Source organism: Brevibacterium sp. 50QC2O2 (assembly GCF_024580675.1).
GTDB classification, from domain to species: Bacteria; Actinomycetota; Actinomycetes; order Actinomycetales; family Brevibacteriaceae; genus Brevibacterium; species Brevibacterium moorei.
Genome location: NZ_JANIJZ010000013.1, coordinates 1 through 14,717, shown reverse-complemented (window position 1 = coordinate 14,717; position 14,717 = coordinate 1). Strand labels below are relative to the sequence as shown.

Annotated in this window: 15 protein-coding genes and 4 tRNA genes; 17 read left to right on the top strand and 2 right to left on the bottom strand. The window is 66.8% G+C overall.

The genetic code is table 11. From position 1 onward, the window contains the following. Positions 1 to 85 precede the first annotated feature (85 nt). Positions 86 to 577, bottom strand: coding sequence for a YajQ family cyclic di-GMP-binding protein (locus NQ038_RS11140; RefSeq protein WP_257062585.1), 492 nt, complete (start codon positions 575 to 577; stop codon positions 86 to 88). Between the two features lie 196 nt (positions 578 to 773). Between NQ038_RS11140 and NQ038_RS11135 the strand changes: the two genes are divergently transcribed. Next, a tRNA-Tyr gene (locus NQ038_RS11135) sits at positions 774 to 855 on the top strand. Positions 856 to 943: 88 nt separating this feature from the next. Here NQ038_RS11135 and NQ038_RS11130 read toward each other — a convergent pair. Further along, positions 944 to 1,366, bottom strand: coding sequence for a hypothetical protein (locus NQ038_RS11130; RefSeq protein ID WP_257062584.1), 423 nt, complete (start codon positions 1,364 to 1,366; stop codon positions 944 to 946). Positions 1,367 to 1,638: 272 nt separating this feature from the next. Between NQ038_RS11130 and gdhA the strand changes: the two genes are divergently transcribed. The 16 genes from gdhA to rplA all read left to right on the top strand — a co-directional run bounded on the left by gdhA (position 1,639) and on the right by rplA (position 14,631). Continuing rightward, on the top strand, positions 1,639 to 2,979 hold the full coding sequence (gdhA, locus tag NQ038_RS11125) for an NADP-specific glutamate dehydrogenase (RefSeq protein WP_257048284.1): 1,341 nt from the start codon (positions 1,639 to 1,641) through the stop codon (positions 2,977 to 2,979). 154 nt (positions 2,980 to 3,133) lie between these two features. Further along, positions 3,134 to 3,928 (top strand): glycerophosphodiester phosphodiesterase family protein, encoded by a 795-nt coding sequence (locus NQ038_RS11120; RefSeq protein ID WP_257048285.1) that lies wholly within the window; start codon positions 3,134 to 3,136, stop codon positions 3,926 to 3,928. Between the two features lie 104 nt (positions 3,929 to 4,032). Next, a tRNA-Thr gene (locus NQ038_RS11115) sits at positions 4,033 to 4,105 on the top strand. 39 nt (positions 4,106 to 4,144) lie between these two features. Next, a tRNA-Met gene (locus NQ038_RS11110) sits at positions 4,145 to 4,218 on the top strand. Between the two features lie 72 nt (positions 4,219 to 4,290). After that, positions 4,291 to 5,985: a class I adenylate-forming enzyme family protein gene (locus NQ038_RS11105; RefSeq protein ID WP_257062583.1), complete on the top strand. Its 1,695-nt coding sequence runs from the start codon at positions 4,291 to 4,293 to the stop codon at positions 5,983 to 5,985. A gap of 5 nt (positions 5,986 to 5,990) precedes the next feature. Then, on the top strand, positions 5,991 to 7,244 hold the full coding sequence (locus NQ038_RS11100; RefSeq protein WP_257048288.1) for a beta-ketoacyl synthase: 1,254 nt from the start codon (positions 5,991 to 5,993) through the stop codon (positions 7,242 to 7,244). Between the two features lie 49 nt (positions 7,245 to 7,293). Next, positions 7,294 to 8,787: a mycothione reductase gene (locus tag NQ038_RS11095; RefSeq protein WP_257062582.1), complete on the top strand. Its 1,494-nt coding sequence runs from the start codon at positions 7,294 to 7,296 to the stop codon at positions 8,785 to 8,787. A 10-nt stretch (positions 8,788 to 8,797) separates the two neighbouring features. Then, positions 8,798 to 9,622 carry a TetR family transcriptional regulator gene (locus NQ038_RS11090; RefSeq protein WP_257048291.1) on the top strand — a complete coding sequence of 275 codons (825 nt, stop codon included), beginning with the start codon at positions 8,798 to 8,800 and terminating at the stop codon, positions 9,620 to 9,622. Between the two features lie 66 nt (positions 9,623 to 9,688). Further along, on the top strand, positions 9,689 to 10,138 hold the full coding sequence (locus tag NQ038_RS11085; protein WP_257048292.1) for a MaoC family dehydratase N-terminal domain-containing protein: 450 nt from the start codon (positions 9,689 to 9,691) through the stop codon (positions 10,136 to 10,138). Next, a complete protein-coding gene (locus tag NQ038_RS11080) occupies positions 10,131 to 10,625 on the top strand; it encodes a MaoC/PaaZ C-terminal domain-containing protein (protein WP_257048294.1) in 495 nt (164 codons plus the stop codon). Before NQ038_RS11085 ends, NQ038_RS11080 begins: the two co-directional genes overlap by 8 nt. Then, positions 10,622 to 11,779: a UDP-N-acetylmuramate dehydrogenase gene (locus tag NQ038_RS11075; protein ID WP_257062581.1), complete on the top strand. Its 1,158-nt coding sequence runs from the start codon at positions 10,622 to 10,624 to the stop codon at positions 11,777 to 11,779. The genes NQ038_RS11080 and NQ038_RS11075 overlap by 4 nt, the downstream gene beginning before the upstream one ends. 181 nt (positions 11,780 to 11,960) lie before the next feature. Then, positions 11,961 to 12,033: transfer RNA gene (locus NQ038_RS11070), tRNA-Trp, on the top strand. Between the two features lie 75 nt (positions 12,034 to 12,108). Next, entirely contained in the window at positions 12,109 to 12,342 is a 234-nt protein-coding gene (gene secE, locus NQ038_RS11065; protein ID WP_257048297.1) for a preprotein translocase subunit SecE, read from the top strand. Positions 12,343 to 12,380: 38 nt separating this feature from the next. Next, positions 12,381 to 13,271: a transcription termination/antitermination protein NusG gene (gene nusG / locus NQ038_RS11060; protein ID WP_257058311.1), complete on the top strand. Its 891-nt coding sequence runs from the start codon at positions 12,381 to 12,383 to the stop codon at positions 13,269 to 13,271. 162 nt (positions 13,272 to 13,433) lie between these two features. After that, positions 13,434 to 13,871 carry a 50S ribosomal protein L11 gene (rplK, locus tag NQ038_RS11055; protein WP_257048299.1) on the top strand — a complete coding sequence of 146 codons (438 nt, stop codon included), beginning with the start codon at positions 13,434 to 13,436 and terminating at the stop codon, positions 13,869 to 13,871. 64 nt (positions 13,872 to 13,935) lie between these two features. Further along, complete coding sequence (gene rplA, locus NQ038_RS11050) at positions 13,936 to 14,631, top strand: 50S ribosomal protein L1 (RefSeq protein ID WP_257048301.1); 696 nt, start codon at positions 13,936 to 13,938, stop codon at positions 14,629 to 14,631. Positions 14,632 to 14,717 lie beyond the last annotated feature (86 nt).

Here is a 14,717-nt window from a genome sequence, read left to right as displayed (position 1 = left end):
GTGCGGCCTCGGCGTGCTAAAAGGGCCCCACGGCATCGTCTGATGCTGTGGGGCCCTCCGGGTTCCACGTCTATTCTGTGACGGTTTACCGGTAGTTCGTGAACTGCAGGTCGACGTCGAGGTCCTTGCCCTTGAGCAGGGCGATCACGGACTGCAGGTCGTCGCGGCTCTTCGAGCTGACCCGGACCTCGTCACCCTGGATCGGGGCCTTGACGCCCTTGGGGCCCTCGTCGCGGATGATCTTCGTGATCTTCTTGGCGGTCTCCTTGTCGATGCCCTCTTTGAGGCTGGCCTCGAGCCGGTATTCCTTGCCCGAGGGGTAGGGGTCGCCGGCGTCCAGGGACTTCAGCGAGATCCCGCGCTTGACCAGCTTGGACTGGAAGACGTCGAGCACGGCCTTGACGCGTTCCTCGGCATTGGCCTTGATCAGGATGGATTCGCCTGACCAGGCGATCGAGGCGTCGGTGCCGCGGAAGTCGTAGCGCGAGTTGACCTCCTTGGCGGCCTGGTTGAGTGCGTTGTCGGCCTCCTGCCGGTCGACCTTGCTGACGATGTCGAAGCTGGAATCGCTTGCCATGGTTGCTCCTTAGCTGTCGGATGCCCGCGAGCGGGCCGGATACCCGCCCACCAGTCTAGTGAAGGCCCGTCCGCCGCGTCCGAATATGACACTGGACACAAAGTGGCGGAATGGGCCTCCTGTGATTTCGTATCCGAGAAATCATCCTGTACTGTTTAACAGGTACGCCAAACGGGTCGAAACCCAACAGGTGTATGGCAGGTTGTCCGAGCGGCCAAAGGAATCTGACTGTAAATCAGACGGCATTGCCTTCGAAGGTTCGAATCCTTCACCTGCCACCGAAGGCCGAAGCCCCCGGGATCATGAGATCCCGGGGGTTTCGTCGTCTGCAGGACCGTCACCGCCGGCTGGGGGCGATGGGGCCCCTCACGGCCTCCGTATCGCCCATATCGGCAGCGCGATGAGCGCGACGACGGCCAGAGCCGCCAATTGCATGGGCGGAAACAGGGCCAGTGCGATGCTCGCCGTCGAACTGTCGTCCATCAGCACGTCGATGTACACCCAGACCCCGGCGGCGCCGGCCACCACGGTATAGGCCAGGGCGAGCCATGAGACCCAGGCCGGTCTCCTCACCAGGAGCTGGATGATCAACGGCACCAGATAGGGCAGGATGATGAAAAAGCCCAGGACTGCTGCCCCCACTGCCGCATCCACTGCGGTCCCCCTCCACGGCTGGGCGAGTACGGCCATGACGCCGATGGCCGTTGCGATGAACAGCAGGGCTGCAATCATGCCGATGATGCGGACGGTTCGGTTCCCAGCTGGGAGGTTGTGCGCGTCGGTGGGCATGGGTCGATCCTAGACGTCGGCGAAGACCGGATCACGCGAATGTGGGCCGAACCGGAAGATTTCCGGCGGATCTGCAGCACTGTGGCAAGAAGATCGACGAGCATGGGACCTTTCTCACTTCCCGGGCGCCTCGTCCACGGTTTTGTCTCACATGGCAGAATCTAGGATGGTCGCGACTCGTCGGCATACCCGTCGGCACTATCGCCGGCGCCCCGCCGGCCCGCCCACCGGCGCCCTCGCCGGATCGGCAGTCGCGCAGAAAGGAGCCCTCAATGGCACATGACACCATCGAATCCCTGCTCGACCGGGTACTCAAACGCAATCCCGGTGAACCCGAATTCCACCAGGCCGTCCGCGAGGTCCTCGGCTCCCTCCAGGCGATGGGGAACCGTCATCCCGAATACCAGGACTCCCGCGTCGTGCAGCAGCTGTGCGAACCGGAGCGCCAGATCATCTTCCGCGTCCCCTGGGTCGACGACAAGGGCGAACTGCAGATCAACCGCGGGTTCCGCGTGGAGTTCAACTCCGCCCTGGGCCCGTACAAGGGCGGCCTGCGTTTCCACCCCTCGGTGAACCTGGGCATCATCAAGTTCCTGGGCTTCGAGCAGATCTTCAAGAACTCCCTGACCGGCCTGCCGATCGGCGGCGGCAAGGGCGGTTCGGACTTCGACCCGCACGGCCGCAGCGATGACGAGGTCATGCGCTTCTGCCAGTCATTCATGACCGAGCTCTACCGCTACATCGGCGAATACACCGACGTCCCCGCCGGTGACATCGGCGTGGGCGGCCGCGAGATCGGCTTCCTGTTCGGCCAGTACAAGCGCATCACGAATCGCTACGAATCCGGCGTGCTGACCGGCAAGGGCCTGACCTGGGGCGGTTCCCTGGTCCGGACCGAGGCCACCGGCTACGGCGCCGCGATCTTCGCCCAGCAGATGCTCAAGACCCAGGGCACGACCTTCGACGGCGCCAAGGTCAGTGTGTCCGGTTCGGGCAATGTCGCGATCTACGCTATCGAGAAGGTCCACCAGCTCGGCGGCACCGTTTACACCGCCTCGGACTCCTCGGGCTATGTGTATGACGAGATGGGCATCGACCTGGCCCTGCTCAAGCAGGTCAAGGAGGTCGAGCGCGCCCGCATCAGCGAGTACGCGGCCCGCCGGTCCTCGGCGAAGTTCGTCACCGGCGGCAGCGTCTGGGACGTGCCGGTCGACGTCGCCCTGCCGTGCGCCACGCAGAACGAGTTGAACTCGACCGCAGCGCGCACGCTCATCAAGAACGGGCTCAAGGCCGTGGCCGAGGGTGCGAACATGCCGTGCACCGAGGGCGCCATCGGCGTGTTCCGGGAGGCCGGCACCGCCTACGCTCCCGGCAAGGCCGCGAACGCCGGTGGCGTGGCGACCAGCGCGCTGGAAATGCAGCAGAACGCCCAGCGCGACTCCTGGACCTTCGACTACACGGAGGACCGCCTGACGACCATCATGACGTCCATCCACGACACCTGCCTGGCCACGGCCGAGGAATACGGCCACCCGGGCAACTACGTCATGGGCGCGAACATCGCCGGCTTCCGGAAGGTCGCGGACGCGATGCTGGCCTTCGGTGTGGTCTGATCGCCCACCGGCGCCGAGGCCCCGCGTCGCGGGTGCCCGGCGGCACCTCGTGCGGATGCTGGTAGGCCGCACGGGCCAGGCCCCACCGCCCGCATTCAGCGGGCGGTGGGGCCTTTGTCATGTCCGGGCAACGTGGCTGGCATAGGGTGGGGCCATGTTCACCGAGTATCTGAAGACACAGCAGATCCTGCAGACCCCCGGGCGCGGGGCCGCGCCGTGGGTGATCGCGCACCGCGGATACTCCGGGGTCGCGCCGGAGAACACCCTGGCCGCGGTGGATGCGGCACGGGCCACCGGCGCGGATCTGATCGAGGTCGATGCGTGGATCTCCGGGGACGGCACCCCCGTCATCATCCACGACGGGACCCTGGGCCGGACCACCGGTTCGCAGGGCAATGTGGTGCATATGAGCGATGAGCGGATCTTCCTGGCCGATGCCGGGATCTGGATGGGGCGCGGCTTCGCCGGCCAACGCGTGCCCACGCTCGAGGGGCTGCTCGGCGATCTGTCCGTGCATGGGGGCGATCTGCTCCTGGAGCTCAAGGGCGAGTGGTCGGCGGGGGCGGTGGCCCGGATCAGTCAGGAGATCATGGACTTCGGGATGGCCGATCGGACGATCGTGCAGAGCTTTTCGGTACCGACCCTGCAAACGGCGCGCGACATGATGCCGATGGTCCCACGCGGACTGCTGCGGATGACGCCCAAGTCGGGGGACGCACAGCTGGCGCAGGACTTGCAGGCCATCGCCGTCAATGTCTCGGTCAAGGGGTTCTCCAATCACCGCGATCTGGTCGAGGGGTTCTTGGCATCCGACTTGGCGTGCTGTGTGTTCACGGCCAATCGTGCTGAGGAATGGGCGCGCTTGCTGGACGCCGGGGTCACCGGCATCATCACCGATCACCCGGGCCGGCTGCAGGGCTTCCTGGCGGCCCGCGAACACCTGTCCTGAGCCTCGTTCCACACCCCCGGCCAGGGGTGTGGTCTAAAACACTACAAATGGAGCCGTTCTGGATTTGCATCGTGCTTCAACGCCCGTGTAATGTATCTGTTGTTGCCCCGATAGCTCAGTCGGCAGAGCGTCTCCATGGTAAGGAGAAGGTCAAGGGTTCGATTCCCTTTCGGGGCTCTCAGTGTGGAAAAAGGTGAGAACCGGTTCCATGCTAGTGGCGGGGTAGCTCAGCCGGTTAGAGCGCACGACTCATAATCGTGAGGTCGGGAGTTCGAGTCTCCCCCTCGCTACAGATTGTGAAGTCCCGCATCCTTAAGGATGCGGGACTTTTTTCGTTTGCCCTCCGGGTTTACAGTGAAACTATGGTATATAATCCTGGTATCTTTAGGTCGTATATCGACCATCACTTCACGTACATTGCGGGTTTCGACCGGAATGTCGCCCGCTATCACGATCGCCCCGCGCTGATCGATCCGGCAACCGGTGAGCAGTGGACTTATGCCCAACTGGGCCAACGCGTCGACCGCCTTGCCGCGGCGCTGCACGCGGCCGGGGTGGGCCGCGGCGACCGGGTGCTCTACCAGCTGTTCAACGGGCCCGAATTCGTCCTCGTCTACCTGGCGACCCAACGGCTCGGCGCGATCGACGTGCCCATCAACCACCGCCTGTCGGTGGGGGAGACCGCGTACATCCTGCAGGACTCCACACCCCTGGTCTACCTCTACGATGAGCGCCTGGCCGCCACCGCGGAACACGCCCTGGCCCGGTGGGGCGGCCGGCCCGCCCTGGTGGCCGTCGGCACCCGGACGCCCGATACCCACGGGCGGCTGGGCCAGACGGTGGGGTTCGAACAGTTCGTCTCCTGTGCCGCTGACCTCGCGGTCCCGGCCCTGCCGGCCGACTTCAGCACGTACGAGGAGACCACCCGTCTCTACACCTCGGGTACCACCGGCATGCCCAAGGGCGTGGCGCTGCCCAGCCTGGTCGAGGTGATGAGCGCCCACGACGTCATGATGCACTTCCCGCTGGGGCCCTACGACCGGACGCTGAACATGACGCCCTGGTTCCACCGCGGTGGCCTGTACTCGGGCGGGCCCAATCCCGTGTACTATGCCGGCGGGTCCGTCGTCCCGATGCCGGACTTCGACCCGGCGCTGGCCCTGGACTGGGTCGACGAATACGACATCACATTCCTCATCGGAGCCCCTGCCACGCTCGAGGCGATCGCCAATGAGCAGGAAGCCAGGCCGCGGCCCCTGCGCACGCTCAAGGGGATCGTGACGATGGGGGCGCCGCTGGACCGGGCCGCCGCACTGCGCTATCAGCGGCTGCTGACCCCGCGGATCTTCAACGGCTACGGGACCACCGAGACGTTCTGGAACACCTTCCTGCGCCCCGAGGACCTGCCCGAACACGCCGGGACCGCCGGCCGGGCGAGCACGGACGACGATGTGGCGGTGGTGCGCATCTACGAGGATCACCGGGCCGAACCGGATGAGCTGGTCGCCCGCGACAACACCGAATCAGGCGAGGTCATCATGCGCAGCCCCAAATCGGGCTTCGCCTATGTCAACCTGCCCGGGGTGCAGGAGGAGAAGTTCCACTCCGGCTGGCTCTACACAGGTGACATCGCGGTGTGGGACGCCGACGGATTCCTCACGATCCTGGGCCGCAAGGACGACATGATCATCTCCGGCGGGGAGAACGTCCATCCCGTCCAGGTCGAGGAGGCGCTGGCCCGCAACCGCGGCGTGGCCGATTCGGCCGTCGTGGGCATCCCCGATCCCACCTGGGGACAGAAGATCGTGGCCTTCGTGGTCCGCGCGCCCGCCGGAGCCCCCGGGGTCCCAGCACAGCCCGTCACCGCAGAGGACCTCGACGCCATGCTGCTGTCCGATGACAATCTGGCCGACTTCAAGCGGCCGCGCGGTTACCGGTTCGTCGACTCCCTGCCGATGACCGCCACCGGTAAGAAGGTGCACTACGAGGTCGCCCGCCTGGCGACCGAGGCCGCGGCGTCAGGGGATATCGAACTGCTGGGGTTCAGGAAGAAGTGAGGGGGATGGAGCGAATGGACGACGAGGACATCGTCATCACCGGGATCGGCGCGCTGACCCCGGTCGGAAACACCGCAGCGGACACCTGGAGTGCCCTGCTGGCCGGAACCAGCGGGGTCGGGCCGATCACGCACTTCGACGCCTCCCGGCTGGGCACCCGGATCGCTGCCGAGGTCAAGGGGTTCGATCCCGCGGAGCACCTGAGCGTGAAGAACCTCAAGCGGACTTCGCGCGCCACCCAGCTGGCGGTTGTCGCGGCACGGCAGGCACTGGCCGATGCCGGCCTGGACGCAGGTGTCGACTTGGGCGACGGAATGGCCGCGGGGGCGATCGTCAACAGCGCCGTCGCCGGCTTCCCGGAGATCCAGCGGGCCACCGAGGACCTGCACAGTGGTGGGCCCAGGGCCGTCAGCCCGATGTTCGTGCCCGCGGGGCTGACGAATATGCCGGCCTGCCAGATCGCCATGGACCTGGGCCTGCACGGTCCGGTCAACGCCAGTGCACTGGCCTGTGCCTCGGGCAACTACGCGTTGCTCGAAGCCGCCCACCACCTGCGCACAGGCGCCGCCGAGGTGATGCTGGCCGGCGGGACCGACGCCTCGATCACGGAGCCGATGTTCGCCGGTTTGGGCGCTATGCGGGCACTGAGCCCCGGTGTGGGCGACCCCGCGGAGGTCTCGCGGCCCTTCGACGCCGAGCGGACCGGCTTCGTCTTCGGCGAGGGCGCGGTTCTCTTCGTGCTCGAACGTGCCTCCCATGCCAGGGCGCGGGGCGCACGGCCCTATGCGCGCGTGCTGGGCGGAGCCCTGACCTCGGACGGGTTCCACGTCGTGGCGCCCGAACCGAGTGGCCGGTACGCGGCCGCCGCGATCTCCCGGTGCCTTGATGCATCCCGTCTGGCACCGGCCGACGTCGACCTGGTGGTGGCGCACGGGACCTCGACCAAGGCCAATGACCGCACGGAGACGGCGGCGCTCCACACCGCCCTCGGCGAGGCGGCCGGCGGAGTGCCGGTCAGTGCGCCGAAGTCCATGACCGGCCACCTGATCGGAGCGGCCGGCGCCCTGGCCGCGCTGGTGTGCATCATGGCGATCCGTGAGTCCCTGGTGCCCCCGACGATCAACTACCGGACCCCGGATCCGGAATGCGATCTGGACTATGTGCCCAATACCGCGCGCAATCTGCCGGTGCGCACGGCCGTGACCAATGCCTTCGGGTTCGGCGGACAGAACTGCGTGACCGCCTTCGGCGCGGTTTAGGCGGGGCCGCTGACGCCGTGTGGGCGGGCCGAGCCGGTACCGTGGTGTCATGGCTTACGAAGATCGGCTCACAGCGGACCAGCACTTCGACATCGCGCTCATCGGTTCGGGCTCTGGCAATTCGCTGCCCGGACCGGAGTTCGCGGACAAGACGATCGTCTACATCGACCGCGGGGTCGGCCCCGACCGGGTGTTCGGCGGGACCTGCCTGAACCTGGGCTGCATTCCCTCGAAGATGTTCGTCCACACCGCAGACGTCGCGGCGACCCCGGCGGGCGCCGCGCGGTTGGGCCTCGCGGAGACGCTGGACGCGGTGGACTGGCCGGCGATCCGCGAGCGCGTCTTCGGTCGCATCGACCCGATCACAGCCGGCGGCCTGGACTACCGGGAGAACCACCCGGACAATGCGAACCTGACCCTGCTGCGTGGTGCCGCGCGCCTGGTGGGGAGCGCCGCCGTGGGCGCGCCGGCCGCTTCGGCCACGGCGCCCTTTGTCCTGCAGGTGGCGCTGAACGACGGCGGTTCTCGCACGGTGAGTGCCGAGCAGGTGGTGTTGGCCGCCGGCTCGCGGCCGGCCGTTCCCGACATCCCCGGGCTGCGCGCGGCCGGGCCGTTGACCTCGGACACGATCATGCGCATCGATGAACTGCCGGAGAGTCTGCTGATTCTGGGCTCGGGCGTGATCGCCGTGGAGATGGCGCACATCTTCGGATCGCTGGGCGTCGAGGTGACCCTGGTGGCGCGCTCGGGCCGGCTGCTGCGGCAGCTGGACGAGGACGTCTCGGCAACTGCCACGGACGCTCTGGCGCACAGGTTTCACGTGGAACCGAACCTGCACACGACACGGGTCGAGCGGACCGGTGCGGGGATTCGGCTGGTGGGTGAGCGCGCCGGCGGGGAAGTCGTCTTGCAGGCGGCCGAACTGCTTGTGGCCACCGGGCGCACGCCCAATGCGGATCTGCTGGGTGCCGCCGAGGCCGGCCTCGACGTGCGCGCCGACGGCACGGTGGCCACCGACGAGTACCTGCGGGTGACCTCGGGCGGGTCCGTGGTTCCCGGCCTGTGGGCCCTGGGAGATGTGACCGACGGCAATCAGCTCAAACACGTCGCCAACCATCAACTGCGCTGTGTCAAGCACAATATGCTGCATCCCGATGAGCCGCGCAGCGCCTTCACGATGCCGGTGCCGCTGGGTGTGTTCACCGATCCACAGATCGCCTGCGTGGGGTTGACGGAGGCACAGGCGCAGGATCGGGCCGGCGATACCGGACTGGATGTGCGGGTCGGTCTGCAGTACTACAAGGACATCGCATATGGGTGGGCGATGGGGGACCCCGCCGGCTTCGCGAAGATCGTGGCCGATGAGATGGGCACCATCCTGGGCGCGCACATCATCGGCCCCGAGGCCACGACCCTGATCCAACCGCTGATCCAGGCCATGAGCACAGGGCAGCGCGCCCAGGATGTGGCGCGGACCCAGTACTGGATCCATCCGGCGATGCCGGAACTGGTGGAGAACGCACTGCTGCAGTTGCTCGACTAGCCTTAGGTGCATGAGCACCGAAACCCCCGCCAGCCTGGGCGCGCGCATCCGTGGAGCCAGGAGGGCCTCGGGCCTGACCCTGGATCAGCTGTCAGGGCGCCTGGGCCTGTCGTCAGCGACCCTGTCCCTGGTCGAACGCGACCGGGTCGGCGTGACGAGCCAGCGGCTGGCCGCGATCGCCGAGGTCCTCGGGACGACCCCGGCGGCACTGGAGGCCGGATCCGGGGCCGAGGCCGCGGAAACCGGTGAGGAGGCCGACGGGGGCACCCGCTCGCTGGTCATGCAGGCGGCGGTGAAGTGCATTGTGCAGTGGGGCTATCACGGCACGTCCATGCGCCAGATCGCTCAGACCGGTGAGGTCAGCGTGGCCGGGGTCTACCACTACTTCGATTCGAAGCAGGCGATTCTGGCCGCGATCAGCTCGTACACCATGGTCAAGCTGCTGCGGCAAATGGAGGTGACATCTGCCCGGTGCGCGGGGGAGGACCCCGTCATCAGGTTCCATGCGCTGGTCAAGACCATGGCGCTGTTCCACATCGAGGAGCGCGACATCGCGTTCATCGGCGCCAGTGAGCGGCGCAGCCTGGAGGAACCAGCCGCCTCGCAGAGCCTCAAGCGGCGCAGGCGGGCGCAGAGCATGCTGGACGTGGAGGCCGGACTGGCCGCCGCCCGCGGGGAGTTCCGCACACCACACGTGAAGTTCGCGGGTCGGGTGGTGTCGAATATGTGCACCTCCCTGGCCCAGTGGGTCAAGCCGGGGCAGGGTCTCAGCGCCGACGAGGCCGCTGGGCAGGTCGCCGACTACGCCCTCGAGGTGATGCGCGGGCCGCGGTAGTTCAGAGGACGTCAGGGCTCCCCGGTAGACTTCTGCGGTAGTAGACCAACCGATCAGGAGGGACTCATGGGAGTCAATACCGACCTGGAGGGCGCCAGCTTCGCAGCACCTGCGCCCTACCGTGTTTCGGCTGAGGCGATCGCGGCCTTCGCCGCCGCCACCAAGGCCACGCATCCCGCCCACACGGACCGTGGGGCGGCCCGCGCACTGGGGTATCCGGACCTCGTCGCCCCGCCCACCTTCGCGGTGGTCCCGTCCCAACGGGCGGAGGGACTCTACATCTCCTCCCCGGAATCCGGCATCGACTTCGACCGGGTGGTCCACGGACAGGAACAGTTCACCTACGTACGCCCGATCGTCGCAGGTGACGAACTCGACGCGGTCTGCCACGTCGACGGCATCCGGGTCGCCGGTGGCAATGCGATGATCACCACCCGCACCGAACTGAGCAGCCAGGGCGAACCCGTGGTCACCGTGACCTCGATGATCGTCGTGAGGGGAGACGACAATGCCTGAAACCACCATTGCGAACAACGCGCCCGCCGGCCCCGCCGCCGCGGACCTGAGCGTGGGCGAAGTCGTGCTCGAACGCACCATCGGCTTCTCCCGGGCGGACCTGGTCCGCTACGCCGGCGCCTCCGGGGACTTCAACTACATCCACTGGAACGAACGCTTCGCCCGCGAGGTCGGCCTGCCCAATGTGATCGCCCACGGCATGCTGACGATGGCCACCGTCGTCTCCCCGATCGTGCAATGGCTGGGCGATCCCGGCGCGGTGCTGGACTACCGTACCCGCTTCACCTCGCCGGTCGTCGTGCCCGACGCGGCCTCCGGGGTGCCCGAGGAACCCACCGCCTTCGTCAACATCGTCGCCAAGGTCGGCGCCCTGGACCCGGAGGCCGGAACCGCACGGATCGACGTGACGGCCACTCTGCCCGCGGATGGCGAGGCCAAGCCCGTGTCCGTACTGGGCCGGACCCAGGTCAAGGTCGCCCTGCGATGACCGGGGATCGTCCGGCGCCGGGCACCTCTTCGACGGCGGGAACGGCTGCGGTCCCGGGGACTCTGGCAGAACTCACCACCTTCCACCTGGGCGGACCGCTGCCGGACTTGACGGTGGCCCACACGGCGGAGGACCTGGCGGACTTCGGGCGGGCCCATCCGCTGGACCCCTCTGCCCACGGTGATCCGGCCGTGCTGTTCATCGGCGGCGGATCGAACATCCTGGCAGGAGACTCCGGCTTCGCCGGCCCCGCCTGCCTGGTCGCGACCCGCGGCATCCAGGAGTCCGCACACGGGACCCGGACACTGGTGACCGCCCAGGCCGGCGAGGTCTGGGACGAGTTCGTCGCCTGGACCCTGGACCACGGTCTCAGCGGTCTCGAGGCCCTGTCCGGCATCCCCGGTACCGTGGGCGCGGCACCCGTGCAGAACATCGGAGCCTATGGGTGCGAGGTCGCCGAACTGATCGAATCGGTGCGCGTCTTCGACCGGGTGGCCGGCCAGGCACAGCGGCTGCCGGCGGAGCGCCTGCAGTTCTCCTACCGCAACTCACTGCTCAAACGGGCCGCCGCGGAATTCGGCGAGCCCCGCTACATCGTGCTGGAGGTGTGCTTCGCTCTGGAGCGGGGTCGGGAATCGGCGCCGGTGCGCTACGGGCAGCTGGCGGCCGAACTCGAAGTGGCGATCGGGCAGACGGCGGACCCGGCCGCGGTGCGCACCGCCGTGCTGCACCTGCGCGCCTCCAAGGGAATGGTGCTGGATCCGGCCGATCACGACACCTGGTCGGCCGGCTCGTTCTTCACCAATCCGATCGTCGCGCGCGACTTCGTCCTGCCCGACGGTGCCCCGTCCTATCCCGTCCACGACCCTCTGACCGGGGTGGTGGATCCGCAGGTGCAGAAGACCTCGGCGGCCTGGCTGATCGACCATGCGGGCTTCGCCAAGGGGTATGGACTGCCCCGCGCCGATGGCAGGCCCCCCGCCGCGAGCCTGTCGACCAAGCACACGCTGGCCCTGACCAACCGGGGCGCGGCGCGCACCGCCGACCTGTTGGAGCTGGCGCGCCGGATCCAAGCCGGCGTGCACGAGCGCTTCGGGATCGTGCTGGTGCCCGAACCGAATCTGGTCGGCTGCTCCCTGGACTCGGAGGAGTAGCCGGGCAGCCGGCCGGGATCCGCCGGTGCGCACAGCGCTGTGGTCAGGGCCACCTCGGCCCTGGTTCGACGTCGTGCCGAAAAGCCTGTATGCTTGAAAACCGTTGGCCCGCTGCGGGGATGCCCGAAAGGGGATTGTCGGGGCCGACGGTGAGCAGTCACCGACACGTCGAATGGCGTGAAGGGGCGTGGCGCAATTGGTAGCGCAACGGTCTCCAAAACCGTAGGTTGCAGGTTCGAGTCCTGTCGCCCCTGCTCAACCGACTCAATGCAGTTCGAACGATCTAGTGAGGTCCCGTGGCCGATTCCGCACATGCATCGGAAGTCAGTATGCCCGATGATAAGCGCCGCGGATTCTTCGGCCGGATCATCCAGTTCTTCAAAGAGGTTTTCGCCGAACTGAAGAAGGTCATTACCCCGACCCGCAAGCAGCTGCTCAACTACTTCCTCGTGGTACTGGCATTCGTCGTCTTCATGATGTTGTTGGTCACCGTGCTGGATTTCGTCTTCGGTAAGCTGGCGGGCACAGTGTTCGGCGGCGAGCCGATCTGGCCGCTGTTCTAAGCCGAGCGCGGCCACTCAACTCATAACAAGGAGATTTGGTGTCCCAGGACAGCTCGGAATTCGACAACCTCGCGCAGCCGCAGGACGACGCGGTCGAAGCGACCCCGGTCGCTGAAGCCGTCGCTCCGGAGGTCCCCGCGGACCCCACTCCCGCTCAGGATGCGCAGCCTGCCGAGCAGGCGCCGGAGGCCGAGGAGCCCACCGCCGAGGATGCACAGGCCGGGGAAACCGCGCCGGCTGACGCCGCCGAGGCTCCCGCAGACGCCGCAGCAGCCGATGACGTCGCGGCTGACGCAGCCGAAGAGGCTCCCGCCGAGGATCCGATGGAGGCCTACAAGTCCGATCTGCGGATGAAGGACGGCGACTGGTACGTCATCCATTCCTACGCCGGTTATGAGAACCGCGTGAAGGTCAATCTTGAATCGCGCGCCGTCAGCCTCAACATGGAGGACTACATCTTCGAGGTGCAGGTCCCCATGGAGGAAGTCACCGAGATCAAGAACGGCCAGCGCAAGAAGATCCGCCGCGTTCGCATCCCCGGTTACGTGCTGGTGCGCATGGAACTGACCGATGAATCGTGGGGCGTTGTGCGCAACACCCCGGGTGTCACCGGCTTCGTCGGCAACGCCTACGATCCCACGCCGCTGACCCTCGACGAGGTCTTCTCCATGCTGGCCCCGATGTTCGAAGAAGAGGTCGCCGAAGCCGCCAAGGCCGCGGGTGAACAGGCCAAGGCCGCGGCTCCCGCCGGTATCGAGGTCGACTTCGAGGTGGGCGAATCCGTGATGGTCAAGGACGGCTCCTTCGAGGGGCATCCGGCCACGATCCAGGAGATCCGCCCCGAGCAGCAGAAGCTGGTCGTGCTGCTGTCGATCTTCGAACGCGATGTGCCCGTCGAATTGGGCTTCAACCAGGTCGACAAGATCTGACCATTTGAGACTTGCCACACAAACGCGGGGCCGGGGTTTAAAACCCACGGCCCCGCGTGGAATAATGGTGTGGTTTGCTGCCTTGGGCCATCGGAATCCCAGGGTTGAAACTCCCACCGGCACACTGCAGTGGGACTCGTTTTAGAGATTAAGGACCGAAACATGCCTCCGAAGAAAAAGGTAACCGGCCTGATCAAGCTCCAGATCCAGGCTGGTGCCGCCAACCCGGCGCCCCCGGTCGGCCCGGCGCTGGGTCAGCACGGTGTCAACATCATGGAATTCTGCAAGGCCTACAATGCGGCCACGGAATCCATGCGCGGGAACATCGTCCCCGTCGAGATCACGGTGTACGAAGATCGTTCGTTCACCTTCGTCACGAAGACGCCGCCGGCCTCCGAGCTGATCAAGAAGGCCGCCGGTGTCAAGTCCGGTTCGGCCACCCCGCACACCGTCAAGGTCGGTCACCTGACCGAAGACCAGGTGCGCGAGATCGCCGAGACCAAGATGCCCGACCTGAACGCGAACGACATCGAGGCTGCGAAGAAGATCGTCGCCGGCACCGCTCGCCAGATGGGCATCACGACCGACATCGACGCCTGATCCAGGCTCAACTTCCGTGGTAGGGCCGGCGCGGCCCACACCACAACTGCAAGGAGATAAGCAGATGGCAAAGCGCTCAAAGGCCTATGAGGCCGCTGCCGAGAAGATCGCGGCAGACACTTTCTACGAACCGGCTCAGGCTATCGCCCTGGCCAAGGACACCACCGTGACCAAGTTCGACGCCACCGTCGAAGTTGCGCTGCGCCTGAGTGTCGATCCCCGCAAGGCGGATCAGATGGTGCGTGGCACCGTCAACCTCCCGCACGGCACCGGTAAGACCGCCACGGTCCTGGTGTTCGCCGCCGGCGACCGTGCAGAGGCAGCCCGCGCAGCAGGTGCCGACTTCGTCGGCTCCGATGACCTGCTGGAAAAGGTGGCCGGTGGCTGGACCGGATTCGATGCAGCCGTCGCCACTCCCGACCTGATGGGCAAGGTCGGCCGTCTGGGCAAGGTGCTGGGTCCCCGTGGCCTGATGCCGAACCCCAAGACCGGCACCGTGACGATGGACGTGGCCAAGGCCGTGTCCGACATCAAGGGCGGCAAGATCGAGTTCCGCGTCGACAAGCACTCGAACCTGCACTTCATCGTGGGCAAGGCGTCCTTCTCCGCCGAACAGCTGGAGGAGAACTTCAAGGCCGCGATGGAAGAGGTGCTGCGTCTGAAGCCGGCGTCCTCGAAGGGCCGCTACATCACCAAGGCCACCATCGCCACGACGATGGGCCCGGGTGTGCCGATGGACATCGCATCGCTGCGTGCGTGATCCGCGTGATCTGACCGGGTGAACTCCGATCTGCGGATCGGAGTCCCCGGGGGCCGGGGCCGCGGCGGGTGAGTGAACTACTCACC